23 protein-coding genes are annotated in these 25,748 nt (G+C 44.0%); 16 read left to right on the forward strand and 7 right to left on the reverse strand.

Going from position 1 to position 25,748, the window contains the following annotated elements; genetic code table 11:
• Positions 1-3 precede the first annotated feature (3 nt).
• From IGJ42_RS02305 to IGJ42_RS02315, 3 genes are read right to left on the reverse strand one after another with little or no spacing between them, the layout of a single operon-like run.
• Positions 4-924, reverse strand: coding sequence for an osmoprotectant ABC transporter substrate-binding protein (locus IGJ42_RS02305; protein WP_008376082.1), 921 nt, complete (start codon positions 922-924; stop codon positions 4-6).
• Positions 924-1,559 carry an ABC transporter permease gene (locus tag IGJ42_RS02310; protein ID WP_005227319.1) on the reverse strand — a complete coding sequence of 212 codons (636 nt, stop codon included), beginning with the start codon at positions 1,557-1,559 and terminating at the stop codon, positions 924-926. The genes IGJ42_RS02305 and IGJ42_RS02310 overlap by 1 nt, the downstream gene beginning before the upstream one ends.
• A gap of 3 nt (positions 1,560-1,562) precedes the next feature.
• Positions 1,563-2,738: a betaine/proline/choline family ABC transporter ATP-binding protein gene (locus IGJ42_RS02315; protein ID WP_008376079.1), complete on the reverse strand. Its 1,176-nt coding sequence runs from the start codon at positions 2,736-2,738 to the stop codon at positions 1,563-1,565.
• A 352-nt stretch (positions 2,739-3,090) separates the two neighbouring features.
• Between IGJ42_RS02315 and queA the strand changes: the two genes are divergently transcribed.
• Positions 3,091-4,122 carry a tRNA preQ1(34) S-adenosylmethionine ribosyltransferase-isomerase QueA gene (gene queA / locus IGJ42_RS02320; protein ID WP_008376077.1) on the forward strand — a complete coding sequence of 344 codons (1,032 nt, stop codon included), beginning with the start codon at positions 3,091-3,093 and terminating at the stop codon, positions 4,120-4,122.
• 450 nt (positions 4,123-4,572) lie between these two features.
• Here queA and IGJ42_RS02325 read toward each other — a convergent pair whose 3' ends face one another.
• A complete protein-coding gene (locus IGJ42_RS02325) occupies positions 4,573-5,283 on the reverse strand; it encodes a DUF975 family protein (RefSeq protein ID WP_005227331.1) in 711 nt (236 codons plus the stop codon).
• A gap of 198 nt (positions 5,284-5,481) precedes the next feature.
• Between IGJ42_RS02325 and tgt the strand changes: the two genes are divergently transcribed.
• Positions 5,482-6,627 (forward strand): tRNA guanosine(34) transglycosylase Tgt, encoded by a 1,146-nt coding sequence (gene tgt / locus IGJ42_RS02330; RefSeq protein ID WP_429947017.1) that lies wholly within the window; start codon positions 5,482-5,484, stop codon positions 6,625-6,627.
• Between the two features lie 82 nt (positions 6,628-6,709).
• Positions 6,710-7,051, forward strand: a complete 342-nt coding sequence (yajC, locus tag IGJ42_RS02335; RefSeq protein WP_005232170.1) for a preprotein translocase subunit YajC — start codon at positions 6,710-6,712, stop codon at positions 7,049-7,051.
• 131 nt (positions 7,052-7,182) lie between these two features.
• On the opposite strand, the gene IGJ42_RS02340 is transcribed toward yajC, so the two are convergent.
• Positions 7,183-7,614: an Hsp20/alpha crystallin family protein gene (locus tag IGJ42_RS02340; protein WP_005227339.1), complete on the reverse strand. Its 432-nt coding sequence runs from the start codon at positions 7,612-7,614 to the stop codon at positions 7,183-7,185.
• A 247-nt stretch (positions 7,615-7,861) separates the two neighbouring features.
• Here IGJ42_RS02340 and IGJ42_RS02345 point away from each other — a divergent pair, with 247 nt between their 5' ends.
• From IGJ42_RS02345 to adhE, 9 genes are all read left to right on the forward strand, one after another.
• Positions 7,862-8,704, forward strand: coding sequence for a YitT family protein (locus tag IGJ42_RS02345; protein ID WP_005227341.1), 843 nt, complete (start codon positions 7,862-7,864; stop codon positions 8,702-8,704).
• 26 nt (positions 8,705-8,730) lie between these two features.
• Positions 8,731-9,459 carry a GntR family transcriptional regulator, LSA1692 subfamily gene (locus tag IGJ42_RS02350; protein ID WP_429947018.1) on the forward strand — a complete coding sequence of 243 codons (729 nt, stop codon included), beginning with the start codon at positions 8,731-8,733 and terminating at the stop codon, positions 9,457-9,459.
• Between the two features lie 25 nt (positions 9,460-9,484).
• Positions 9,485-10,786 carry a Sapep family Mn(2+)-dependent dipeptidase gene (locus IGJ42_RS02355; RefSeq protein WP_429947019.1) on the forward strand — a complete coding sequence of 434 codons (1,302 nt, stop codon included), beginning with the start codon at positions 9,485-9,487 and terminating at the stop codon, positions 10,784-10,786.
• A gap of 123 nt (positions 10,787-10,909) precedes the next feature.
• Entirely contained in the window at positions 10,910-11,857 is a 948-nt protein-coding gene (locus IGJ42_RS02360) for a N(4)-(beta-N-acetylglucosaminyl)-L-asparaginase (protein ID WP_429947020.1), read from the forward strand.
• A gap of 39 nt (positions 11,858-11,896) precedes the next feature.
• On the forward strand, positions 11,897-12,229 hold the full coding sequence (locus IGJ42_RS02365; protein WP_005227348.1) for a PTS sugar transporter subunit IIB: 333 nt from the start codon (positions 11,897-11,899) through the stop codon (positions 12,227-12,229).
• 68 nt (positions 12,230-12,297) lie between these two features.
• Complete coding sequence (gene celB / locus IGJ42_RS02370; protein WP_008376054.1) at positions 12,298-13,653, forward strand: PTS cellobiose transporter subunit IIC; 1,356 nt, start codon at positions 12,298-12,300, stop codon at positions 13,651-13,653.
• 17 nt (positions 13,654-13,670) lie between these two features.
• Positions 13,671-14,189, forward strand: coding sequence for a GrdB-related putative oxidoreductase (locus IGJ42_RS02375; protein ID WP_008376052.1), 519 nt, complete (start codon positions 13,671-13,673; stop codon positions 14,187-14,189).
• 141 nt (positions 14,190-14,330) lie between these two features.
• Positions 14,331-14,822 (forward strand): NUDIX hydrolase, encoded by a 492-nt coding sequence (locus IGJ42_RS02380; RefSeq protein WP_052533141.1) that lies wholly within the window; start codon positions 14,331-14,333, stop codon positions 14,820-14,822.
• 308 nt (positions 14,823-15,130) lie between these two features.
• Positions 15,131-17,722 (forward strand): bifunctional acetaldehyde-CoA/alcohol dehydrogenase, encoded by a 2,592-nt coding sequence (gene adhE, locus IGJ42_RS02385; protein ID WP_010748754.1) that lies wholly within the window; start codon positions 15,131-15,133, stop codon positions 17,720-17,722.
• A gap of 245 nt (positions 17,723-17,967) precedes the next feature.
• Here adhE and IGJ42_RS02390 read toward each other — a convergent pair whose 3' ends face one another.
• Positions 17,968-19,500, reverse strand: a complete 1,533-nt coding sequence (locus tag IGJ42_RS02390) for an alpha-N-arabinofuranosidase (RefSeq protein ID WP_429947021.1) — start codon at positions 19,498-19,500, stop codon at positions 17,968-17,970.
• A 101-nt stretch (positions 19,501-19,601) separates the two neighbouring features.
• Between IGJ42_RS02390 and IGJ42_RS02395 the strand changes: the two genes are divergently transcribed.
• Both IGJ42_RS02395 and IGJ42_RS02400 read left to right on the forward strand, forming a co-directional pair.
• A complete protein-coding gene (locus IGJ42_RS02395) occupies positions 19,602-20,369 on the forward strand; it encodes an AraC family transcriptional regulator (protein WP_034878082.1) in 768 nt (255 codons plus the stop codon).
• A 91-nt stretch (positions 20,370-20,460) separates the two neighbouring features.
• Complete coding sequence (locus IGJ42_RS02400; RefSeq protein ID WP_429947022.1) at positions 20,461-20,946, forward strand: hypothetical protein; 486 nt, start codon at positions 20,461-20,463, stop codon at positions 20,944-20,946.
• Positions 20,947-21,193: 247 nt separating this feature from the next.
• Here IGJ42_RS02400 and IGJ42_RS02405 read toward each other — a convergent pair whose 3' ends face one another.
• A complete protein-coding gene (locus tag IGJ42_RS02405; protein ID WP_429947023.1) occupies positions 21,194-23,029 on the reverse strand; it encodes a DUF2264 domain-containing protein in 1,836 nt (611 codons plus the stop codon).
• Between the two features lie 169 nt (positions 23,030-23,198).
• On the opposite strand from IGJ42_RS02405, the gene IGJ42_RS02410 reads away from it, so the two are divergent.
• Together IGJ42_RS02410 and IGJ42_RS02415 are read left to right on the forward strand one after the other, a co-directional pair.
• Positions 23,199-24,047 carry a hypothetical protein gene (locus IGJ42_RS02410; protein ID WP_034878078.1) on the forward strand — a complete coding sequence of 283 codons (849 nt, stop codon included), beginning with the start codon at positions 23,199-23,201 and terminating at the stop codon, positions 24,045-24,047.
• Positions 24,044-25,711 carry a heparinase II/III family protein gene (locus IGJ42_RS02415; RefSeq protein ID WP_275626404.1) on the forward strand — a complete coding sequence of 556 codons (1,668 nt, stop codon included), beginning with the start codon at positions 24,044-24,046 and terminating at the stop codon, positions 25,709-25,711. The genes IGJ42_RS02410 and IGJ42_RS02415 overlap by 4 nt, the downstream gene beginning before the upstream one ends.
• The last annotated feature ends 37 nt before the right edge of the window (positions 25,712-25,748 follow it).

A 25,748-nucleotide genomic window follows, 5' to 3' on the forward strand; every position in this document is an offset into this window, starting at 1 on the left:
TCGTCACTCTCCTTCGAAGTAATTATTTTCTTCTAAGAAACGTTCGGCAACTACCGTTGGTTCTAGAAGGTCATTATCCACTTGGTAATTCAATTCTTGCATTTTTTCGGTATCAATTTTGCCTGCTAATTTGTTCAGGGCATCGCCGATTTCAGGTGTTTCTTTCAATAATTTGTCATCGACGATCGGTGCGGCATCATAAGGCGGGAAGAAGTTTAGATCATCTTCTAGCATCACGAGATCGTAACTGCCGATCCGGCCGTCGGTTGAGTACCCTAAAACGATATCCATTTTTCCGTTATCAACAGCATCATAGACGAGACCGATCTGCATCGGTAGGATATTTTGGAAAGAGAATCCATAGGCTTCCTGGAAGCCATCGTACCCATCGCCGACCCGTGTGATCCACGCGGTATCGACCCCTGCGACCAATTGATCTGCGACATCTTTCAAGTCACTGACTTTTTCCAATCCGTATTTTTCAGCAGTGTCTTTCCTGACAAGAAAGACATATGTGTTATCAAAGCCGTAAGATGGGAACCAAGTCTGTTGGTATCGTTTCTCAAATTCTGATTTGACTTTGTCAAAGGCGGCTTGCGGATCAGATTCTGGTTCCAACCCTAACGTAGTGGTCAAGTCAGTTCCTGTGTAGCGGGCAGCTGAGATCGACGCATCGCCATTCATCATCGCTTGGTGATTGATGGTCGTTGTTGCTAAGTTGTTAATGACGGTTGTGTTTTTATCCGTATAGTGTTCGACCATACCGGCAACCACCGCGCCAAGAATTTGGGCTTCGGAAGTGATCCCGCCTGTGATCGCCACGGTATTCTCATCAGAAGTCGATGCTAAACCGGGAAAGGAACAGCCAGACAGTAAAGCGACACTTAAGGAAAACAACAGCGCTAATTTTGAAGTTTTTTTCATTACGCATCCCCCCTTAAGGCAGCTGGTGTCAGTTTGTTTTCTAACAAACCCAGTAACCAGTCAGCTAATAAAGCAAAGATCGTCACTGGAATCGTCCCAGCAAAAATCAAAGGCGGTTGGTAGTTGTTTAGTCCGCTAAAGATCAAATCACCAAGTCCACCGGCACCGATGTAAGAAGCCAAGGTAGCCCAGGCTAAAACATACACGGCCGATAAGCGGATCCCTGCCATGATCGTTGGGATCGCTAGAGGTAATTCCACACTGATGATCGACTGCAAGTTGGTCATCCCCATCCCTTTGGCAACATCGCGGTAATTCCAATCGACTTTTTTCATTCCAATGTAGGTATTTCGCAAAATCGGCAACAAGGAATAAATGAAAAGAGCGACGATAGCAGGGACTTTTCCGACACCTAAAATCGGGATCATCAATGCCAATAGTGCCAAAGAAGGCACGGTTTGCAACGCACTGGTGATGCCGATCACGATCGTTGCTGCTTTGGGGAAACGGGTCAAGATCACACCGATCGGTACGGCAACAAGAATCCCTAAGAGCAAAGCCGCAAAGGAAATATACAAATGTTCAAGACTTTTGGTGACCAATTGGCCGCCATATTCATTAAAGAAGCTTTGCATGCGCTAGACCTCCTCAGTTTCTTCAGGTTTCGCCGACTCAATGGCTTCCATGATCGATGGCTCATCGCCCCAAATCACGTCATAAACGATATCAACTAAGGAAGCACGGGTCAAAATCCCAACTAAATGTTTGTCGGCATCTACTACTGGGACATATTTTAAGCCGCGTTTTAAGATGCGTTGCAAGGTATCCCGCAACAAGGCGGTTTCGCGAACGAAAAAGACATCTTTGTTCAAGATATCGCCGACACTAGTAACTTTGCCACGGTTGCGGTCGATGGATTCGACATCGATGTAGCCTTTTAGCACGTTGCTATTGTCGGTAACAAGCAAGGTATCGACCCGTTTTTCCCGCATCAAGTGAATCGCTTCTTGTATGGATTTTTCTGGTGTGATAGCGATCGGGGTATTTAACATTACGTCTTTGACTGGCGTCGTGTCAGGTTTTGCTTGTAACAAGCGGTCTTCACCGATCAATTCTTCCACAAACGGTGTTGCTGGGTGTTGCAGAATATTTTCTGGTGTATCAAATTGAATGACTTTTCCTTCACTCATGATCACGATACGGCTAGCAAGCTTCAATGCTTCGTCCATATCATGGGTAACGAAGACGACGGTTTTTCCAAGCCGTTCTTGCAAGTCTTTAACCAAATCTTGTAAGGAGTCACGAGTGATTGGGTCTAGTGCGCCAAAAGGCTCATCCATTAAAATGACATCTTGGTCAGCTGCCAAGGCACGGACAACACCGATCCGTTGCTGTTGCCCTCCAGACAATTCGTTGGGGTAACGGTCGAGCATTTCTCGTGGCAATTCCACTAAGTCGATCATGCGCTCGGCAGTTTTGTTGCGTTCTTCTTGGCTGACTTTTAACAATTTTTGAACCAATGTGATGTTTTCCCGAATCGTCATGTGAGGCATCAAACCGATGCTTTGGATCACATAGCCGATTTGACGGCGTAACTCCACTGGGTTGATCTCTGTAACGCTTTTTCCATTGATCAAGATTTTTCCTTTAGAAGGATCCGTCATACGGTTGATCATCCGCATACAAGTCGTCTTTCCGCTACCACTTGTCCCGATGAAGCAAATGAATTCGCCTTTTTCAAAGGAAAGATTCACATCTTCAACAGCGACTTTACCACCTTTGTAAATTTTGGATACCTGCTGAAACTCAATCATGATGTCACCTCTATTTTTATTTAAGCAATCTGAATAATGGCTTATAATCTGTACTAAGTATGCCGAAAAGTCACGTGTTATTCAAATAATCTGCCCATTTTTTTCATAATTGTATAGACAAAAACGAAAATAGCGCCATAAGCAAGTCCAAATTAAGGAGCGATGCATAGAGAAAAGAAGCAGCGAAAATATGTCGTTATTTTTCATTGGGAAAAGGGGTGCTTTTTTGCTGAAGGCCTTAGCAGCAGTCTCTTTATTTTTTTCTAAGAAAGGGCAGAATTAAAAGCTGTTTTTTCAATTTTTATAAAAACATGCTAGAATAGAGAAGAATTTAGGGAAAGAGAGGAACAACATGCTTACAACTGAAGATTTTGATTTTGACTTACCGGAAGAACTGATCGCTCAAACGCCATTAAGTGATCGCTCAAGTTCCCGTTTATTAGTGGTTGACCGCGAGACTGGCAAATTTGAGGACAAGCACTTCTATAACATCATTGATGAATTGGAACCAGGGGATGCCTTGGTGATGAATGATACGCGGGTATTACCAGCTCGTATCTATGGCGAAAAACAAGAAACAGGTGCCCATCTGGAAATCCTTTTACTGAACAATATTGAAGGGGATACGTGGGAAACCTTGATCAAGCCAGCCAAAAGAGCCAAAGTCGGCACGAAGATCACCTTCGGCGACGGACGATTAGAGGCAGTGGTGGAAGAAGAGCTCGATCACGGCGGCCGGATCATTCGTTTTCAATACAAAGGAATCTTTTTAGAGATTCTGGAATCGCTTGGCGAAATGCCGTTACCGCCTTACATCAAAGAACGGCTAGAAGACCCAGACCGCTATCAAACGGTTTATGCCAAAGAAAACGGCTCAGCGGCCGCACCAACTGCCGGCTTGCATTTTACCCCAGAATTGCTAGAGCAGATTGCAGCGAAAGGCGTCAAGCTGGTTTATCTGACTTTGCACGTTGGTTTAGGAACGTTTCGTCCAGTCAGTGTCGATAATATCGCTGATCATGAGATGCACAGCGAATTTTACCGTTTGACAGAAGAAGCTGCCGCACAATTGAACGAGGTTCGGGCAAATGGTGGCAAGATCGTTGCAGTCGGAACGACTTCGATCCGTACATTAGAAACCATTGGGACCAAGTTTGATGGGCAAATCAAAGCCGATAGTGGGTGGACGAGTATTTTTATCACGCCAGGCTATCAGTTTAAAATCGTGGAAGCTTTTTCTACCAACTTCCACCTACCAAAATCAACCTTAGTGATGTTAGTCAGTGCCTTTGCAGGACGCGACCTAACACTTTCTGCCTACCAGCATGCCATCGATGAGCGATATCGCTTCTTTAGCTTTGGCGATGCGATGTTCTTAAAATAAACAAAAAAACTGAGCGACGTAAGCGGCTCTTTAAGTTGAATCAATTTCTCAACTTTTAGAACTGCTTTTTTTGTCGCCCAGCTTACTACTAGAGGAAGGTATAAGTGGTGGTCGCTTTTTGTGGTCCATGCAAAGCAATGTTTCTCGAAAATTTGTTTTCATTTACAAACTTACACATGTTTCGTGTATTCCGATACAAAATGAGACGTATCATTTTTCGATATGGAAATGTTCGATCCTTGTTACGTTTTTCTTCTTGTTACTTTACACGTTTGGTACTAGGTGAAACTTGTACGTTCAACAACTTTTAGTAGATTGAGTTTGCGATATTTACGAAAACCACCAACAGAGTTGCTACCTTCCTTACACTTATACTATAACACGAAACGGAAGCGTTTGCAAAAGGAAACGATTCTTTTCTTCAAAAAAAAAGACCGGCGAACCGATCTTTTAAGCAAGTGCTCGTTTAGGCAGATTGTCATAGAATGCTGCTTTGGTTGCACTGATGTATGGCGTCAACCATAAGTAGCCAATTCCTGCTGTCATGATGGCCAAAATGTGCCAGCCGATGAAGCTCAGATCAAGGATGAACAGTTGACCTTTGTAGCCTTTCATTAAATGACGGCTACCTGTGATGCAGCTGAGAAAATCTGGCCGCATGCCCGTTTCTTCATAGGTATCATAAAAGACAAAATATGCTTGAGAATAAGAATAAGCTTTAATGATCCCAGGAATGATAAACAGGAACGTCCACAACGTCGTGAAAATAGTCGACAGAATATAGATGACGATGATCCCTAACACGAAAGCGCCACTGAAGCCGCGAAAGACATCAGAAAAAGGCTGGATCGATTGCTTCTTACCGCGTAAAATGTCAAGGAAAGTCCAAGAGATCCCAGCACCGAATAAGGCAGAAAATAGACCGCTGATCAAACCGCCACCACTGCCGCTGCCACTTCCTCCTGCGGAATTGACTGCGTCAGTGGAACCAAGATCATTAAACATACCGCTTTGATACAATGGAATAACAGCAAGAACGATAATGACGAGTGCGATAGCGATCGAGATCAAAGTCGGTACAATACACATCAAAACACTGTCTTTCCAGCGGCCTCTCAGGATTGCTTTTGCTTCTGCTTTTAGTTCTCTATTTGATTTCATTTCAAAAAACCTCCCTTCAATATAAATAACATGATAGCAAACTTTCGCTAAATCTTCAAAAAAAAGTAATAGATGTTTCGCATAACTAGGAGAAAATACTCTTAGTTTCTTTAAACTTCCTTGCAAAATGTAAGGGCAACCCTTATCATAGATAGCGTTGCACAGTTAATTGAGTTTAGAGAGAAAGTAGGGAAATGAATGACGGAACCAGCCATTCGTTATCGTCTGATAAAGAAAGAAAAGCATACCGGTGCCCGTTTAGGCGAACTGATCACGCCTCACGGAACCTTTCCAACGCCAATGTTCATGCCAGTCGGCACATTAGCAACGGTTAAAACCCTTGCCCCTGAAGAGTTGAAAGAAATGGGTGCAGGCGTCATTTTAAGCAATACCTATCACTTGTGGTTGCGTCCAGGAGAAGACATTGTTGCAGAAGCAGGCGGCTTACATAAATTTATGAATTGGGATCAACCGATCTTAACAGATTCAGGTGGTTTCCAAGTCTTTTCATTAGCCGAAATGCGCAACATCGTCGAAGAAGGTGTCCATTTCAAAAACCATTTGAATGGGTCGAAAATGTTTTTATCTCCTGAAAAAGCGATTGATATCCAAAACAAATTAGGATCAGATATCATGATGAGTTTTGATGAGTGTCCGCCATTTGATGAAAGCTATGACTACGTCAAAAAATCGGTGGAACGGACGTCTCGCTGGGCAGAACGTGGCTTGAAAGCTCATGCCAATCCAGATCGTCAAGGCTTGTTTGGGATCATTCAAGGTGCAGGCTTTGACGACTTGCGCAAGCAAAGTGCCCAAGACTTGATTAGTATGGACTTCCCAGGGTATTCTATCGGCGGCCTGTCAGTTGGCGAACCAAAAGCGGAAATGAATCGCGTGTTGGAATTTACGACCCCTTGGATTCCAGAAAATAAACCACGTTACCTAATGGGCGTTGGGGCAGCCGACTCCTTGATCGATGGCGTGATTCGCGGTGTCGATATGTTCGACTGCGTTTTACCAACACGGATCGCAAGAAACGGTACCTGTATGACTTCAAAAGGTCGTTTAGTCGTGAAAAATGCGCAATATGCCCGTGACTTTCGACCAATTGACGAGAAGTGTGATTGCTATACATGTAAAAACTATTCTCGTGCGTACATCCGCCACTTGATCAAATGTGATGAAACCTTTGGTATGCGTTTGACGTCTTACCACAATGTCTACTTCTTATTGAATCTGATGAAAAATGTCCGTCAAGCCATCATGGACGACAACTTGTTGGAGTTCCGTGAGCATTTTATTGAAGAGTATGGGTTCAACAAGGAAAATGCGAGGAATTTCTAACATTCTCTACTAAAATGGTGGGAATAATAGAGGAATTCTGATAAAGTATCTTATAGAAAGAAAATAAATCGAGGTGAAAAAAATGGCACAATCTTTACCAATGCTCTTTATGCTGGTTGCTTTAGTGGCAATGTGGTTCTTTATGAGTCGTTCACAAAAGAAACAACAGCAAGAGCGTAAAAATCTTTTAGAAAATATGAAAGCTGGCGATGAAGTCGTAACCATCGGCGGACTCCACGGCGTTCTTTCTGAAGTCAACACAGAAAAAAGCACCGTGATCATCGACTGTGAAGGAATTTTCTTAGAGTTTGATCGTTCAGCGATCCGCACAGTGAAACCTGGAACTGTTGCATCCGTTGAGACACAAATCGAACCAGCTGATGTCGAAGACGCAACGAGCATCCAAGACGAAACCAAAGAATAAGCACAAACGCACCGTCGCTTTCTCAGAAGCGATGGTGCGTTTTTTTAGTAGTCGGACAGTTTCTAAAATAAAACAAGCACCGCAGCAAAACAGAGATCGCTCGTTTTGCTGCAGTGTTTTGATTGCCTTCGCTACTCGATCGGAATCAGTTTCTTTGACGCTTGTTTGCCTTGATCTTTTGGCAACGTCAATTTCAAAATTCCTTCAGCGTAAGAGGCTTTGATTTCATCCTCTTTGACGTTTTCTAACAGGTATTGTCGCCGAACGCTTGTCAAGCTGCGCTCGCTGCGAACCAGACGTCCTTTTTCATCTTCGGTCGCATGATCCGTCTGGTGTTGTCCCGTAATCGTTAAAACCCCATTCTCATAGGTTACTTGAATATTTTCCTTAGGGATGCCAGGCAGTTCTGCTTCAACGAGAAATTCCTTGTCATTCTCGTGAATATCGGTTTTGATCAGGTTCGATGGAAACCCATCAAAAAAACTGCGGCCAAAATCTTCAAAGAAATCAAAAGGTGTCATACTGTATGAATCTGAGCGGCGTGGCACAATCTCATGTGTCATAAGAATCATCCTTTCTTTATTCTTTTGTTTTTACACTTTTTATTTTATTCATTTTTTAGCGAATTTCAAGTGATTTACTCGCTTTAAAAAAATCTTAAAAAACCTTTTATACCAACGTTTTACTCCTTGATTTTGGCGTTTTTTTACATTGCTTTGTTTCCATTTCTGCCTTCATTTCTCCTGCTTTTTTCGCGTGACAGTATATACTTAATGATATATACTAAAAGCGAAGTGGAGGAGGAAAAACATGGCACGTTATAGAAAACGAATGCTTGTTGCTTTGATCTATGCATTGTTGTCGTCGATTGCTTTAAATCTCTTTTGGCTGCCGGGAAATATTTATGCGAGTGGGATCACTGGTTTGTCGCAATTGTTGTCGCAGCTTTTAGACGAGCAGTTGAATCTGCAGCTTTCGATCCCGCTTTTGGTGCTTTTTTTTAATGCGCCATTGTTAGCGGTTGCTTGGGTCAAAATCGATCGAGAATTTACCATCATGACGGTTTGTACCGTCGTCCTGTCTTCTGTTATGATGAAGGTGGTACCGGTCATTGCTTTAACGACCGATCCGGTGATCTGTGCCGTGTTCGGCGGATTGCTGCACGGGGTGTCGGTGGGCTTGACATTGAACGACGATTTTTCAACGGGTGGGCTTGATATTTTAGGGATTTTAGTGAAAAAAGCCACTGGTAGAAGTATCGGCAGTTTCTTTATCGGCTTCAATGTCAGTTTGCAGCTAGCAGCCGGGCTGATCTTTGGCTGGCCCTATGCTTTTTATAGTGCCATTTCCTTCTTCATCAGTGGGCGGATGGTCGACTACGTCAACCTGAAACAGCGGCGTGTGCAGCTGCTGGTCGTTACAGAAAAAGCAGAACCCGTCATTACGACGTTGCAATGTGCTTTGCAGCGAGGCATCACGGTCATCAACGATGTCGAAGGTGGATTTGATCATCAACAGAAAAAACTATTATTACTGGTTATTTCCCATAGAGAACTCAAGACCGTCGAAGGCATGATCCAAGGAATCGATGAACAAGCGTTTGTCAGTGTTTCTTCTGGCGTCAGTGCCAATCGATCGTTTTATGAATGGTAGCAAAGTGAAAGAAAGTAGGAGAGACGTTGAAAAAACAAGCAGTATTTCAAGAAGTTGCCCAGCAGATTGCGCAACGGGTTCATGAAGGTACGTACGTGACGAGCCAAAAGCTTCCTTCCGATTATGATTTAGCAGAGGAATTTCAGTGCAGCCGTTTAACGGTGCGCAAAGCCATCGATCTATTGATTGGCCAGAATTTGTTAGTGAAAGAAAAAGGCAAAGGAACCTATGTCATGAAACAGCCCAAGATCCAAAGCGGCTCTGGCGGGCTCCAAAGTTTTACTGAAACTGCAAAGATCCAAGGGAAAAAGACCCGTACGGAAGTTTTGCATATCGAAACCGTCAAAGAGCTCCCGATAGAGATTGGGCAGCTGTTTGGCGATTATGGCAAGGAACCGATCGTTTATTTGGTGCGCTTGCGTTACTTTGATGATGAGCCGATGACGGTGGAAAATCTTTACGTACTGAAACGCTATCTGCAAGAAGACACCGCAGAACTCACGAAAGCTCAATTAGAGTCGTCTTTGTATCAAGTCATTGAAGCCAACATCGAGATTGGTTATTCCCATCAAGAGGTGGAAGCTGTGAAAAGTCCTGCCGATATTGCGAAACTTTTGCAGGTGCCTCAAGAGGAACCGATGCTTTTGGTCCATTCGATGACCTATTCCGCATCAGCCAAACCGATCTTATACGATACATCCTATTACCGAGCAGACAAATATACCTTCAAAAATACATTAGTGCGTCAAAAATAAAATCAATCCTTTAGAGGTGAAGACAATGGATCCACTCACAGCAAGTATTGAAGCCAATTGGTCAGAATTTCTCACACTTTTGGACGAAGTGATGCAGATCGCAAGCGTCAAAGGTGAGCCGGGGCCCCATGCGCCTTATGGCAAGGGACCACGAGAAGTGTTAGCATACATCATGGAAAAAAGCGCAGCATACGGGTTTCAAACAACGGTCATTGATGATGCGATCGGCTATGCCCATTGGGGACCAACGGATACCGACTATATCGGTGTGTTAGGACACTTGGATGTCGTCTCGGCAGGTTCTGGCTGGAGCTACCCACCCTTTGCACTAACTGAAAAAGACGGCAACTTTTATGGCCGAGGGATCTTAGATAACAAAGGCCCGATCATCAGCTGTTTGTTTGCCATGAAATTATTGAAAGACCTTGGTCATCAACCGCAATTACCGCTGCGGATCATTTTCGGTACAGATGAAGAAAGCGGCATGTCGGATATCCCGCATTATCTAGCGGTTGAGCAGCCACCGCGTTTTGGTTTTACGCCAGACTGCAAGTATCCAGTGGTTTACGGCGAACGAGGTGTCGTCAATGTGCAACTTGATTTTCCATTGCCCGCCCAAGAACAGCAGCTGTTAGCGGCGTTTTCTGGCGATCAATTCCGCGATCATGTACCAGACCACCTATCGGTAACCGTAGGCAGCCAGTCCTTTGAAGCACTAGGCAAACGTTCCCCTAGCAATGCCCCTGAGCTAGGGGACAATGCCATTACAAAGCTTGCCCAGCAAGCAGCACCGCAACTAGCAGCGACACCATCCTTGCAAGCAGCTTTGCAGTGGATCGCCCAAAGTTTTCACCAGCAGCACTATGGCGAAGGCATTGATTTGGTACTAGAAGATGCTGATTCAGGAAAGTTGATCTTGACCCCTGTGGTTCTCCAAAAATCCGCCAGTGGACTAGCGTTAGAAGTGGCCTTTCGCTATCCGGTATCGGTAACGGAGGAACAAGTACTCGCTGGGGTGCAAAAGGCATTGCCAAAAGGGGCAAGTCTTACGATCCTTCGCAGCATTCCGGGGTTCTGCCGATCAAAAGATGCCCCCGAAATCCAAACGCTATCGACGATCTATCACCAAGTAACGGGCAATGATCCAACCCCCGTGACGACTACAGGAGCAACCTACGCCCGCAAAATGCCAAACATCCTTGCTTTTGGTCCGTCTTTTCCAGGGCAAAAAGGGATCGCTCATAACCAAGATGAGTACATGGCGGTTGCCGATCTGCGGATGAATCTTGAAATTTATTTGCGCAGTTTACAAGCACTGACAAAATAAGCGAAGACACGAACGAAGAAGAGTTTTTCCATTTTTTTTGAGAAACTCTTTTTTAGTATAGACATAGTAGTATATACCGTATAGAATATACTTGAAAGCGCTATGAAAAATGGAGGGATATTTATGTGGGGAATGATTGCTACATGGCGGATGGCACACGATGGCGTGCTCGCTGCTAAAGCACTATTAGAGCAACAAGGCTCCTGCCAAGATGCAGTAGAAACAGCCATTAAAGCAGTGGAAGATTATCCATTTTATAAATCGGTGGGGTATGGCGGGCTGCCCAACGAAGAAGGCGTGTTGGAAATGGACGCTGCCTTCATGGATGGTGATACCTTCAAAATTGGTGCCGTCGCTGGGATCGTCGATGTGGAAAATCCTATTTCCGTGGCACGCCGCCTAAGTGAGGAAAAATTCAATAGTTTTCGAATCGGCCAAGGAGCGGTCGCTTATGCGCTTGCCGAAGGATTCCAGCCCAAAGAGATGCTGACACCGCGAGCCAAAACCATTTGGGAAAAGCGCAAAGCAGAGATCGCTGCCAACAACCTCGATCCCTATGACGGCCACGATACAGTGGGAGTAGTTGCGCTGGATGAACACCAAAGCATGGCAGCAGGAACCTCTAGTTCTGGTTTATTTATGAAAAAAAGCGGTCGTGTTGGCGATTCACCTTTGTCTGGATCTGGTTTTTATGTGGATAGTGAAATCGGCGGTGCCGCTGCCACAGGGTTAGGGGAAGACTTGATGAAAGGCTGCCTTTCCTACGAAATCGTTCGTTTGATGGGAGAAGGGCTAGCACCGCAAGAAGCATGTGATCAAGCCGTTTACGACTTTGAAGCGCGATTGAAGAAGCGCTACGGCAAAGCCGGCGCCTTCTCGCTGATCGCCTTAGATAAACAGGGTCGCTGGGGGGTGGCAACCAATGTAGAATTTACCTTTAGTGTCGCAACCACCAATCAAGCGCCTGCTATTTTTATGGCAACACCAGGACCTCAGCAGACAACCGTGATCGAACCCATCACGCAAGAATGGTTGGAGGCTTATGAAAAACGAATCAAAGCGCCGGTCTAACAACCGCGATTGAGAAAAACAAACATTGGAGGAATGGATATGGCAACGAAAAAAATCTATTTGTTTTGTGAAGCTGGAATGTCAACGAGTATCATGGTCAATAAAATGATGGAAGTCGTCAAAAAGCACAACATGCCTTTGACGATCGAAGCATTCCCTGCGATCCACGCAGAAGAAAAAGTCGAACAAGAAAAACCAGTCGCTATTTTGTTAGGTCCACAAGTACGACACTTAGATAGCAAAATGAAAGCAACTTTCGAGCCAATGGGGATTCCAGTCGGCACGATCGCGACAGAAGCATACGGCATGATGGATGGCGAACGAGCATTGAAAGATGCCTTGAGCTTGATCAAAAAAGCCAAAGCAAAGTAATAAAAGTGTTGGAGTAACAGGGGACTACGTGTTATCTGCCAGATAGCACGCAGATGGGAGGAAGAAAAATGCAGAAATTTTTAAACTGGTTAGAAAAAGTGTTAACACCGATGGCAAAGACGATTGGTGAAAACAAATACTTGATTGCGATTCGCGATGGTTTCTTATTATCCACACCGTTGTTGATCGTGGGTTCACTCTTTTTAGTCTTGACCAATTTTCCGATTCCAAATTGGAACGAGATGATGAGCGGTTTGCTGGGAGACAACTGGGCAACGATGTTGAATATGCCAGCAACAGCCAGCTTTGACATTATGACGATTTTAGCCGTTGGTGGGATCGGGTATAGTTTGGCAAAACAGTTTAAAGTTGATGCCATGCAAGCAGCCATTATTTCACTCGTTTCTTTTTTTATCGTGACACCATTTACGACCGTTTTCACACCAGAAGGCTCTACGGAAGTATATGAAGTTGGCAGCCTGCCATTACGATGGATGGGTTCTAGCGGTTTGTTCTTAGGGATGGTCGTTGCCTTGATTTCCACCAGAATGTTCGTTGCGTTATTACGCAAAGGGTGGACGATCAAAATGCCTGACGGTGTTCCCCCAACCGTGGTGAAATCCTTTGAGGCATTGATTCCCAGCTTTGTGATCGTGACGGTTTTTATGATCGCCAACTGGTTAGCCAACTTGACGTCTTATGGCAATCTGCAAGAGATCCTCTTTAAGTTCTTACAGACACCGTTGTTAAGTTTAGGAAATACTTTAGGTGCCATGATCATAGCCTACCTATTTTTGCATTTTTTCTGGTTCTTTGGGATCAATGGTTCCAGTGTGGTCGGCGCTGTCTTCAACCCTATCTTACGGGCATTATCTATTGAAAACTTAGATGCTTTTAAGAATGGCGCAGAAATTCCTAACATCATCACCGGTCAATTTCAAGACATGTTCGCGACCTTTGGCGGGGGCGGTTCGACATTGTCTTTGATTTTAGTCATGATCTTAGTCTGTAAAAGCCAAAGGGTCAAAAAACTATCACAGTTATCGTTGATACCAGGTATCTTTGGGATCAATGAACCAATCATCTTTGGGTTACCGATCGTCTTGAATCCAGTTCTGCTGATTCCTTTTGCTTTAGTGCCAACGATCAATATTATTATCTCTTACTTCTGTATGGATCTTGGGTTAGTCAACTATACCAATGGAATTCAACTGCCCTGGACCACGCCGCCGATTATTTCTGGTTTCTTAGTCAGTGGTTGGCAAGCGTCTGTTTTACAAGTCTTGTTGATCCTCTTAGGAATGGCTATTTATTATCCGTTTATCAAAGTCTTAGATAATCAATATCTAAAAGAAGAAGCGGATGCCGTTGAACAAGAAGAAGAGGAAATCAATTTTGACGATTTCGATTTTGATGATCTATAAGAAAAGAGGCGCCGCTCATGAAAAAAATAATTTTGATTCTCAATCATGTCACTGCAGGGATGGGAAGTGATGAAAATGCTCAGTTGCCGCCAAGCGGCAAAAAAGCTGCCCTTGGTCCAGGTCGAACCTTGAATCCACTTTTTCAAGAGCAAGACGCACAAATCGTTGCAACGCTTTATTGTGGTGACCAATATTATCACGAGCATCAAGAAGAAGTGAATAAAAAATTTGTGGGGTTTGCCAAAAAATTTGAAGCAGATGCCGTTCTTTGCGGACCTGCGATGCATTATCCTAATTTTGGCGAAATGGCAGCAGGATTGACGAAAGTATTCAATGCGCAAGGAATTCCAGGGGCTGCAGCGATGTCAGAGGAAAACCCAGCAGTGGCAATCTATGCCAAAGACATCTATATTTTGAAGATGCCGAAAAAAGGCGGGATTGGATTGAATGATTCCTACAAAAAGATGGCGCACGTTGTTTCCCAGCTTGCCCACGGGAAGCCTCTAACAGAAGTAGACCAAGAGGATTTGTTTTAAAGAGAAAGACGATCAGCGTTGGCTGGTCGTTTTTTTGTGTGAATCAAGCCAAACATGTTCGATGTAAGACATAAATCGACTAAGCCTGTTGATGATTTTTTTTTATTTACGTAGAATAGATACATGTTAGGAGGGATTCGATTGTACCATACCGCATTTGGAGTATATGGAATTTTGTTTCAAGGTAATTGCTTAGCCGTCATCAAAAAGAAGGCGGGACCTTATCAAAACCGCTATGATTTGCCGGGCGGCAGCATGGAAGCAGGTGAGTTGCTGGAAGACACACTGTGCCGAGAATTTAAAGAAGAAACCGTCATAACCGTTACTAGCTATCATCAATTAGGGGCAATTAATTTTCTTTACCCCTGGCACTATCAAGGAACATCTATGAATAATCACATCTGTGTCTTTTATGAGATTCAAACAACCGTTGGAAGTCTTGAGAAGAATGTTCCTCAATTTACAGGCCAAGATTCATTGGGAGCAGTTTTTTTCCCCATCGAGCAGCTAAATGAACAAAATGCATCACCTCTTGTAATAAAAGCTTGTGAGGTGTTTAAACAGAAGGCATTTACGGCAAGAAGCCAACGCCTAATGAAATGGGATGTATTAGAGGACCCTTCTTATGAATAATCCTTTCAGATCATATGACGTTTGACAGAAAAAGTGAAAAGAGCAGATGATCATATTTAGTAGGGATAAGGTGTTTTCGTAAATCCCTCCATTGTTCAACTTAGCACATGACATTTTTCTTAATAAAAACCGAAACTTTTGTCCACTTCTTTTCCTTAAAAGCTCTTGAAAACGCTTAATTTAAAGGGAGTTTAATAAAACTGTGAAAAAAATCACAAAAACTATTTACAAACGAAAAAAGATGTTGTATGATCTGTATGTGAAGTAGTTAACAAACAAAACATGTTTAAAAACTAGGAGGACATACAATGGCTAAGACATTGGAAAAAGAAGTGACAATCGACGTACAAGCAATGATCGACGATTTAGCAACGAAGGCAAATGTGGCGTTAAAAGAAATGGAAAGCTTTGATCAAGAAAAAGTGGACCACATTGTTCATGAAATGGCAATGGCAGCATTAGACAAACACATGCCTTTAGCTAAAATGGCAGTAGAAGAAACTGGCCGTGGTATCTATGAAGATAAAGCGATCAAAAACATGTACGCTTCAGAATATATTTGGAACAGTATCAAACATGACAAAACAGTCGGCGTGATCAATGAAGACAAACAAAAAGGCTTGATCGAAATCGCTGAACCAGTTGGTGTCGTTTGTGGGGTAACACCAACAACCAACCCAACATCTACAACGATCTTTAAAGCAATGATCGCTTTGAAAACACGTAACCCGATCGTTTTTGCTTTCCACCCATCTGCACAAAAATGTTCAGCAGAAGCTGCACGTATCGTTCGTGATGCGGCCATCGCTGCTGGGGCACCTGAAAACTGTGTGCAATGGATCGAACATCCATCAATCGAAGCGACTGGCTTATTGATGAACCACCCAGGAATTGCGATCGTATTAGCAACTGGTGGCGCTGGCATGGTCAAAGCAGCATACTCAACTGGTAAACCTGCATTAGGTGTTGGACCAGGGAACGTACCTGCCTATATCGAAAAAACAGCGAAAGTGAAACGAGCAGTCAATGACTTGATCGTATCAAAAACCTTTGATAACGGAATGATCTGTGCCTCTGAACAAGCAGTGATCGTTGATAAAGAAGTCTATGCCTCTGTGAAAGCAGAATTTGAAGCACATCAAGTATATGTTGTAAAAGCAAAAGAATTACAAAAACTTGAAGATGCCGTGATGAACGAAGGAAAATATGCCGTAAATCCAGCAATCGTTGGACATTCAGCAATGGAAATCGCGAAATTAGCAGGCATCAACGTACCAGAAGGAACAAAATTATTGATCGCTGAACTTGACGGTGTCGGTGCTGATTACCCACTATCAAGAGAAAAACTTTCTCCAGTTTTAGCAATGATCAAAGCAAACAACACAGAAGACGCGTTCGAAAAATGTGAAGCAATGCTTGATTTAGGCGGATTAGGCCATACAGCGGTGATCCACACTGAAAACGAAGACTTGCAATTAGCCTTCGGCCTACGCATGAAAGCTTGCCGTATCTTAGTTAACACACCATCTGCAGAAGGTGGTATCGGAAATATCTACAACGAAATGATTCCATCATTGACACTTGGTTGTGGTTCATACGGGAAAAACTCTGTATCACGAAATGTTTCTGCCGTGAACTTGATCAACGTGAAAACTGTAGCGAAACGGAGAAATAATATGCAATGGTTTAAATTGCCACCAAAAATCTTCTTTGAAAAGAACTCTCTAATGTACTTGGAGAAAATGGAAAACGTTGAACGTGTCATGATCGTTTGTGACCCTGGTATGGTTCAATTCGGCTATTGCGATACGGTCCGTGAAGTACTTGCTCGTCGTAAAAATGACGTGAAAATCGAAGTCTTCTCTGATGTAGAACCAAACCCATCAACAAACACCGTTTACGCTGGAACAAAAATGATGGTTGATTTCAAACCAGATACAGTGATCGCTCTTGGTGGTGGATCAGCAATGGATGCTGCCAAAGGCATGTGGATGTTCTATGAGCACCCAGATACTTCATTCTTCGGCGCGAAACAAAAATTCTTAGATATCCGTAAACGGACCTACAAGATCGACAAACCAGAAAAAACGCAATTCGTTTGTATCCCAACAACGTCTGGTACTGGTTCTGAAGTAACCCCATTTGCGGTTATCACTGACAGTGAAACACACGTGAAGTACCCATTAGCTGATTACGCATTGACACCAGATGTTGCAATCGTTGACCCTCAATTCGTAATGTCAGTACCTGCTTCTGTTACAGCAGACACTGGAATGGACGTTTTGACTCATGCGATCGAATCTTATGTGTCAGTAATGGCATCTGATTACACTCGTGGATTGAGCTTACAAGCAATCAAGTTAGTCTTTGACTACTTAGAAAAATCAGTGAAAACACCTGATATGGAATCTCGCGAAAAAATGCATAATGCTTCAACAATGGCAGGTATGGCCTTCGCCAATGCATTCCTAGGTATTTGTCACTCAGTAGCCCACAAAATCGGTGGTGAATATGGTATTCCTCACGGACGTACAAATGCGATTCTTTTACCGCACATCATCCGTTACAATGCCAAAGACCCGCAAAAACATGCAATGTTCCCTAAATATGATTTCTTCCGTGCCGATACAGATTACGCAGACATTGCGAAATTCTTAGGCCTTAAAGGCAAAACAACGGCTGAATTGGTTGAAGCATTGGCAACAGCTGTTTACGAATTAGGACAATCTGTGGGTATCGACATGAGCTTGAAGGCGCAAGGCGTCACTCAACAAACACTAGATACAACAGTCGATCGCATGGCTGAATTGGCTTACGAAGACCAATGTACAACAGCAAATCCAAAAGAACCACTAATCTCTGAATTGAAACAAATCATCGTTGATGCCTATAACGGCTAAACAATGAATCAAGAACACCCTGCGGTATCTTAGCTGCCGCAGGGTGTTCTTTTGTCGTTTCATTTTTTTTGAGAAAGCAAGCTGGCAGTTGCCGCTTCCTTGCCCAGATCAGTTAAGAATGCGAAAAACAGCAATCGAACAGGGGGGGATCATAAAAAAGGAGTGGATGTCTCCACTCCGTAAAAGTCTCATTTTTTCAGGGTATCGCCAAGGCGGCTGCTTTTTTGCTCAAACAGATAGGCTCGTTACTTGCTGCCGTTTTTCTTCAAGCGTAGCATCTGGAAGCTTTGTTTTTCCAAGACGACACGCAAAATGCCGTCATTCAATTCCGCTGTTTTTCCATTGACGGGTACAACGTTGTTCGGGGTTGCTTCGGTATTGACGGCATGCAAGTCTGGGTGGTGCAACACTTGATGGGTAGCGATTTGCAATGAATCATATTGACGCAAGTCGCAAGTGAATTCGTTGGCATCCTGCAAATCCTTATTTACCAAGAAAAAGGTCAAATAGTCATCTTCGTTTTCGATCGCAATGGCATCCACATAAGAAGCTTTTCCGTGGCTGCTATCGAAATCAGCTCCTCGAAGGATGCTATGCAACACGTGACCGCGACCATAGTTGCTGATCATTTCATAGGGATAAAAAATCGTTTGTTTCCAAGCGGCAGTATCGGAAGTCATGATCGGTGCGATCACGTTGACCAGCTGTGCCATGCAGGCGATTTTAACGCGATCTGCGTGATGAAGCATCGTGATCATCATGCTTGCGACGAGTAACGCATCTTCAAAGTGATAGACGTCTTCTAATTGTGGTGGGTGTTGACTCCAAGGTTCAATTTTTTGATCCTGTTCATTTGAGTGATACCAGACGTTCCATTCGTCGAAGGAAATATTGATCGTCTTCTTGCTTCGGCGTTTGGCTTTCACCGCATCACAGATCGCTGCGACTTGACTGATGAACTGATCCATTGCGACATTGCTTGCTAGATAATCTTGGCTATCGCCGTTACGGTTGCCATAATATTGGTGCATGGAGATGTAGTCGACTTGGTCGTAACAATGACTTAATACTGTATCTTCCCACATGCCAAAGGTCGGCATCGTGAGAGAAGAACTACCACAAGCGACGGTTTCGATCGTTGGGTCCACCAGACGCATCGCTTTGCCAGCTTCTTCTGCGAGACGGCCGTATTCATCGGCTGTCTTATGTCCTTCTTGCCAAGGGCCGTCCATTTCATTGCCTAGACACCAAAGTTTGATGTCATGAGGATCGGCCACCCCATGGGTACGACGGAGATCACTATAATAGCTGCCGCCTTTTAAATTGGTGTATTCAATCAAGTTTTTCGCTGCTTCGATTCCTCGTGTCCCAAGATTGATCGCCATCATCGGTGCCGTATTGACTTCTTTGGTCCAATCCATAAATTCGTTTAAGCCGAACTGATTGCTCTCGATCACCCGCCAGGCCAAATCGATTTTTGCTGGCCGTTGCTCTTTAGGTCCGACGCTATCTTCCCATTTATACCCAGAGACGAAGTTGCCTCCTGGGTAACGGACGATCGGCACATTCAACTGCTTGATCAAGGTAACGACATCTTGACGAAAGCCTTGCTCATCGGCAAAAGGACTTTCTGGTTGATAGATCCCTTCGTACACACAGCGCCCTAAGTGCTCCACAAAAGAGCCGTAGATCCGTTCGTCGACTGGTGCCAAAATAAAGTGTTTGTCTAAATACATCGTAGTTTTCTTCAATTTTGCAACCCCTCTCTTTTCTTTCATTGTAGCGATAGTCCATGAAAATAAACACTACATTCTGTCTTATTCTATTGACGTTTTGTCCGTTTTCTTTATACTAAAGGCAAGTAGGAAGGAGTGAGAAGTTGAACGTAACCTATTCAGGATTTCAAATGCACAATGCTGTTTCCGATCATATTTATCGACCCTCTGGCTTAAAGCATTATCTTTTCGTGTTGACGTTGTCTCCAATGGTTTTCACTTTTGAAGATGGTCATCAAGAAACTAGTGAAAAAGGTAGCTGCATTCTTTTTCCTCCAACCGTCTATCAAGATTATCGTGGCAAAGAAGATTTTTTTAATAGCTTTGTTGAGTTTCAAACGGATCAGGTGATCGAAGAAACCTATGCGATCCCTTGCAACCAACTGTTCCAGCCGAAAAACATTCAACAAATCAACAAATTGATCCAAAAGATCAATCATGAATCCTTGTTGCCGCAACGGCACACGGAAGAATTGATCGCGGCGTATATGACAAATCTATTGGTCTTACTTGAACGCAGTTTTGAAGAAAGCATCCCGCAACCACAACACGAACACTATCAACTGTTTCAAGCGATGCGGTTGAAAATGTTAGTCAATTGTGAGCAGCAATGGGATTTTTCCCAGTTTAGCCGAGAGCTTTCCATCGGTAAAAGCCAATTCTATAAGCTCTATCAACAGTTTTTTCATACAACGCCCAAAGAAGATTTATTGCAAGCTCGGTTTCAAAAGTTTTTTTATTTACGCAGCAACGAAACACTAACGATTCGAGAGGCGGCGTTTCAATCTGGGTTCCAAAATATCAACCATTTTAATCGGCTCTTTGCGAAGCGCTATGGCTGTGCACCGACAAAGTACCAACAGGAGCAATAGGCAGGTCTGATCGGTAAAAACGCTGAAAAAAATCCGACGAATTCTTGACGGATGCAAGAGAAAACGGGACAATGTCATTAGGAGGTGGCGTATGGATACAGAAACGATCGTAAGCGAACTTTCTAAACGTTCAAGCGAATTGGAAGCGCTACAAAGGGAATTGGGTCAAAGCCAATTAATGAATAATGAAGCAGCACAAACGTTCATTTTTGACTTAAAGGATTATTTAGATAGCTTAAAGCTCGTAACGGATTTAGTACCGTCAGCGGCAACTACAACAGTGGAAGTTGACCAGTTGTCGTACGTCTTAGGTGAACAAAATCAAAGCATCCAGCAGCTGCTGGTCATTTTGGAAGAAGCCGAAGCAAACGACGACCAGCGCTTTTTTGGCAAAAGTGCGGGAGAGGTGCGGCGGATGATTGGCAGTCTGACTGGGATTTTGGAACTAAACGGTCTGTTGCTGCAAGACAATCGTGGTTTTCAGCAAGTCGTGAAGGAAACTGGACCGCTTCAGGTGACTGAGACAAAGGAAGTCCCTGAGAAAAAAGGGTTTCTCCAAAAGCTTTTCGGGAAATAAGCACTGATCGTCAATCAAAACATGAATCACTTGTACCAAAAAAAAAACGGCGCTTCACAATGCGTGAAGAACCGTTTTGTGGTACAAGTATTTTTTTGCTCTTTGCCAATAGAAACGTAGAGATCAGAAGGTACCGACGCTGAAACCTTAGACTGAAATCGAACTTCTGGGGGGGCATTCTTCAATCCCGTAAATCAGAAAGGTGTTTTCGGTAGCTTTTCTACTAGCATTTGCCAATAATTTTTTGCTAGTAGTTAAGCTGAATAGTTTTTCTCTGATTCCCTTTGCTCATTGTTATTTTGTCCGCTGTGATAGTGACATCAAAGGGTGGGATCTGATCAGAAAAGGCATTGCCTAAACACGCAACGAGCCATTCCTGTTGTCCGGCGAGAACGGTTTTGCTTACTTGAGGGATGACTGTTCGACTATAAAGTAGATTCGTGTTGGGTTCTGGCATCAAGAGGGTACCCTCTTGATGCGTCGCGAAGGTTTTGATACCAACACAGCCAACCGAGCTTTGATAAAAGGTGCCTTCTTTGCTAGAAAACGCAGTACCATCAGCCGGTGCTGCAAAGCTGCCATTGACCAGTTGCAACCTTCGATCCGTTTGAATCCGATGGTAACGCAGATGCCAAGGATACATCGGAATCACAAAGGTTTCGATGATGACCTGTTCGTAGGGACGCCAGCGACTATAGACGTAGTCATCTTCAATCGCAAAGGCTTCATAACCAAAAGCCGTTTTAAAATCCGTCTGCCCTTCTGAGATCGCCAATGTATTATCATAAGCACCTTGTTTCAATAAAACGGTTGCTTTCGGTACGCTAAACCCAAACGTTGTCGAATAGACAAACTTTTCGTATTTGGCATTGCCGTGAGCATGTTCGTGGGAATGCTGCCCCACCGTGAAAGCTTGCAATTCTGTGCCTTCTTGGTTATGCACCAAGAGCATCCGACTATGAAGATTGCGCACCTGTGTGGCAAAGGTTGGCACCTGCTCCTCAAGCGTCCAAAATTCAGCATCCGCTGGGATTGCCAATACACAGAAATTTTTGAAAGCCCAATAAGGCGATCCTGGTGCGTTATAGCCTTCAGCCATATTTAGGTTGGGGTAGGCATAGCCAATACTTAAAAAGCCTTCTTGCGTAAAGATTGGTTGGCGAAACCAGTAACGCATGTTTTGTAACAGTAAATATTTTCCTTCATTTTTTGTGAAGCCTTCATATTCTATATCGGCGAAAGCACCGACGGCAAAGAAACTTGATTGCGCAAACCGATACGTTAGACTACGGCCAAAAGGCAATGCCGCACCGGTTTTTGTGAACCACTGCTTAAAGGATTGAGCAAACGTAGCGGCTCTTTGACGGTAGTTAAACTGATAAGGGCATTGGGAACGACAGGTAAGAACACTGTAAAGGAGTCCGTAGTATTGCATCCCAAAAGGAATATAATAGTCGATTTGATTTTCATAGCCATCAAAATACCAGCCGTCTGCTAAGTAATACCTCTCGATCTCTTCTTGATCAGCCAAAAGGGTGGTTTCTACAAAAGGCAATGCTGCCATTTCAAAGAAGGTATTGACTAAAATCCGAAAGAAGAGCCAATTGGTTTTAGGGATCGTGTGCTGATTGATCTGGTTGAGCCAATCAAAGAGATTCGTTTGCTCTCTTGGTGTGAGGCGATCCCAAAAGATCGGTTTGGTAAAAATCAAATAGCTAGCAAGGGCACCCATTTCCACAAACAATTGGTCATAGTCATGCAATTTTCCCCAGTACTCCTGAGAGGTCGGGGTGGTGCCTGCAACGATCCCGGCATTGGCTTGTTGAAAAAGTTTTGGGAAACGAAGACACGCTTCTTCTTGGCTGAACAATGGGCCCAATCCCCAGAGTGTCCGTAAAAAGCCTTCGATGTCACTCTTTTCCTGAGTGTACACCGCTCCTGAATTTCCTAGGTGGACCCTCCCGGGAGTTCCTTGTTGTGCCATACATTCGTATATGGGAGTGACCAGATCAACAAGGGCCTCTTCTAGATCGGTTTTGGTTCGAAGAGGGTTCTTACTTAATGCTTCTTGGAAGTTTCTCATGCAAACAGCTCCTTTTAGTTGTTATTTTACTTTATTTAGTAAAATAAAGAAATGGAAACTGTTGCATTTCTCGGTTTTAAGTAAAAAAATAGTAAAAAATCGCTGGAAACAGTTACATTTTTTTGTCGACATCGCTATAATGGAGAAAATACGAGAGGAGCTACATGCAATGACCCAGATTTCCTTAACGATTTATGACCAAAAGCATCAAGTAAAACAAGGCAAACGAGCACCTGAAAGTGAATCTACCCTTCTGCAAGCGACGGCGGAAGACTTTGTCACGTTGGCATCCCAAGAGTGTTGTTACGAGGACGGAGATAAAATCGTTGTTTCGCTCTCACGCAGCGGACAATTTGTGTGGGTCACACTCGATGAAACGCTGGCGACTACTTTGGTGTACATCAAAGGCAACGAGTGGATCTACCCCGTAAATCTTAGTAAAAATGCCAAAGAAGCTGCGCCAGAAGGCCGTTTTGCTGGGAAAAGTCACTATTTGAGTGTGCGGGTAGCAACAAAAGAAGAACTAGCGGCTTACCGCAACGTCGCCTTAAACCCTCATGATCAAAAAGAATTCTTGGGTGCCTATCCGCATGCCCATGCCAATGTTGAAACAAGAGATGATGCGACGTTTTTCGCTTGTAACGCTATTGATGGCATTTTTGCCAATACGTCTCATGGCAATTATCCCTATGGCTCATGGGGGATCAATCAACAAGCAGATGCCGCTTTGACGATCGACTTTGGTCATGAGGTCAGCATCGACCAATGTGCGCTTACGTTACGGGCGGATTTTCCCCATGATAGCTATTGGCAACAAGTCACGTTGGCGTTTTCCGATGGGAGTCAAGAAATCTTGCATACGGTCAAAAGCAGCCAGCCTCAACGGTTTTCTTTCCAGCCGCGAACGGTCACTTGGGTAAAATTGCATGAACTGATCCAAAATGACGATCCCTCACCATTTCCAGCGTTGACCCAAATCGAAGTCTTCGGACGCTCTATTCAGGAGGAAAACGCGTGAATCCAGCAGAGGTAAAAGAAGAAATTTTACAGGCGGCACAGGCTTATCTTGACACTGGTGAGATTCCCTATTTGCCTTATCAAGGCTATCAAGAGTATCTCGAATCGGGGAATCGTGTTGTCTTCGAATCCCATTATTTTGCCCGCCGACGGATGTTGGTGGTTTTAGGACTTGCTTATGAAATGGAGCGTAAGGCAGCGATCAAAGTGCTGCTGGAGCAAGTGATTTGGGAAATCTGCAATGAATATACATGGTGTCTGCCAGCGCATCTGCCGATTGTCGATGGCCAGTTTTCTTCGCAAGCGCGCCACACAGTCGATCTTTTTGCAGCTGAAACTGGGCAATCCTTAGCGGAATTGTTGATGCTGATTGGGGGAGACCTTTCACCAGTCATCACAGAACGAGTGTTGTATGAGATCGATCAACGGCTTTTTTTACCCTTCGAGGAGCAAACCTGGGAGTGGGAGACAAAAGAGAACAATTGGTCCGCGGTCATTGGTGGCTGTCTTGGAATGACGGCGCTCTATGTATTGCCGAAAAAAAGTGAGCGACAATTGCGGATGATCAAACGATTGGATACCGCAATGCAAAGCTATCTTAACAGCTTTGGCGAAGATGGTGCTTGTGTAGAAGGTGTTGGATACTGGGCGTATGGGTTTGGTTATTTTCTGTATTATGCGCAATTGTTAGCAGAAGTATTGCAAGAAGACACCTACCTAAAGCAGCCTAAAATCAGAAAAATTGCCGCTTTTCCTTATTACACGATGATTTCTCCAGGGCATTACATTCCTTTTTCTGATTATTCGGCGATCGAACTGCCTAGTGGTTTGGTCAGTTATTGCTACGAGCATTTGGGCGTGGCGGTTCCCCAATTATCGGGGGTCAGTCCGTTAGATTTTGATCCTTGCTACCGGTTTGCCCATAGCTATCGAAATTTGTATTGGCATAACGAAGCGATCACACGAGAAACGAATGCCTCGTTTCATCACTATTTTGAACAAGCGCAGTGGTTCATGGCAAAAGATGTGCAGCAGGATCTCTTTTTTGCTGCCAAAGGGGGGAGCAATCAAGAAAGCCACAATCATCTCGATGTCGGTCATTTTGTCTTAGGAACGACGGAGGAGTTGTTTCTGACGGACCTTGGTGCAGGGGAATACACGAAAGAGTATTTTGATGACAACACGCGCTATCACTACTTTCCCGCAGCCGCAATCAGTCATTCGCTGCCGATCATCAATCAGCATACCCAACGCGCAACAGCCGAGGAAGCAACGGTGCTGCAGGTCAATGACCAGCAATTTGACTTAGACCTCAGTGCGTTCTATCCGAAAGCAGCGGTCACTGAATGCCAGCGGCGCTTCATTGTCTCGCAACAACAAGTAACGATCGAAGACCATTTTGTCTTTGCCGAGCACCAACCAAAGAATCTAGTGGTAGAAAACTTCATCACGAACATACCACCAATGGTGCAAAATAAGACCGTTCAACTAATGACAAAAAAAGCACGCTGTGTTCTTCGTTTTACCAGTGATAAGATCCAAATACAGCCAGTCACTTATCAAGACCACCATGGTGTACAGGCACAAGTGTATTTGATCCAAGCCGAATACGCGCTTGAGCAGACAGGGGAAATCAAAACGACCATTAAAATAAAAAAAGGGTGAGAAGGATGCGGTGCTTCCTTGCAATGACGTTGATCAA

The organism is Enterococcus sp. DIV1067f, assembly GCF_050543505.1.
GTDB classification, from domain to species: domain Bacteria; phylum Bacillota; class Bacilli; order Lactobacillales; family Enterococcaceae; genus Enterococcus_D; species Enterococcus_D entomosocium.

Bases quoted from the DNA above. Each gene is read 5' to 3' on its own strand.
- tgt (WP_429947017.1), top strand. From the start codon at position 5,482: ATGACGGAACCAGCCATTCGTTATCGTCTGATAAAGAAAGAAAAGCAT.
- IGJ42_RS02340 (WP_005227339.1), bottom strand. From the start codon at position 7,614: ATGACACATGAGATTGTGCCACGCCGCTCAGATTCATACAGTATGACA.
- yajC (WP_005232170.1), top strand. From the start codon at position 6,710: ATGGCACAATCTTTACCAATGCTCTTTATGCTGGTTGCTTTAGTGGCA.
- IGJ42_RS02310 (WP_005227319.1), bottom strand. From the start codon at position 1,559: ATGCAAAGCTTCTTTAATGAATATGGCGGCCAATTGGTCACCAAAAGT.
- IGJ42_RS02345 (WP_005227341.1), top strand. From the start codon at position 7,862: ATGGCACGTTATAGAAAACGAATGCTTGTTGCTTTGATCTATGCATTG.
- IGJ42_RS02360 (WP_429947020.1), top strand. From the start codon at position 10,910: ATGTGGGGAATGATTGCTACATGGCGGATGGCACACGATGGCGTGCTC.
- IGJ42_RS02390 (WP_429947021.1), bottom strand. From the start codon at position 19,500: ATGAAAGAAAAGAGAGGGGTTGCAAAATTGAAGAAAACTACGATGTAT.
- IGJ42_RS02410 (WP_034878078.1), top strand. From the start codon at position 23,199: ATGACCCAGATTTCCTTAACGATTTATGACCAAAAGCATCAAGTAAAA.
- IGJ42_RS02365 (WP_005227348.1), top strand. From the start codon at position 11,897: ATGGCAACGAAAAAAATCTATTTGTTTTGTGAAGCTGGAATGTCAACG.
- IGJ42_RS02325 (WP_005227331.1), bottom strand. From the start codon at position 5,283: ATGAAATCAAATAGAGAACTAAAAGCAGAAGCAAAAGCAATCCTGAGA.
- celB (WP_008376054.1), top strand. From the start codon at position 12,298: ATGCAGAAATTTTTAAACTGGTTAGAAAAAGTGTTAACACCGATGGCA.
- IGJ42_RS02315 (WP_008376079.1), bottom strand. From the start codon at position 2,738: ATGATTGAGTTTCAGCAGGTATCCAAAATTTACAAAGGTGGTAAAGTC.
- IGJ42_RS02355 (WP_429947019.1), top strand. From the start codon at position 9,485: ATGGATCCACTCACAGCAAGTATTGAAGCCAATTGGTCAGAATTTCTC.
- IGJ42_RS02405 (WP_429947023.1), bottom strand. From the start codon at position 23,029: ATGAGAAACTTCCAAGAAGCATTAAGTAAGAACCCTCTTCGAACCAAA.
- IGJ42_RS02400 (WP_429947022.1), top strand. From the start codon at position 20,461: ATGGATACAGAAACGATCGTAAGCGAACTTTCTAAACGTTCAAGCGAA.
- queA (WP_008376077.1), top strand. From the start codon at position 3,091: ATGCTTACAACTGAAGATTTTGATTTTGACTTACCGGAAGAACTGATC.
- adhE (WP_010748754.1), top strand. From the start codon at position 15,131: ATGGCTAAGACATTGGAAAAAGAAGTGACAATCGACGTACAAGCAATG.
- IGJ42_RS02305 (WP_008376082.1), bottom strand. From the start codon at position 924: ATGAAAAAAACTTCAAAATTAGCGCTGTTGTTTTCCTTAAGTGTCGCT.
- IGJ42_RS02375 (WP_008376052.1), top strand. From the start codon at position 13,671: ATGAAAAAAATAATTTTGATTCTCAATCATGTCACTGCAGGGATGGGA.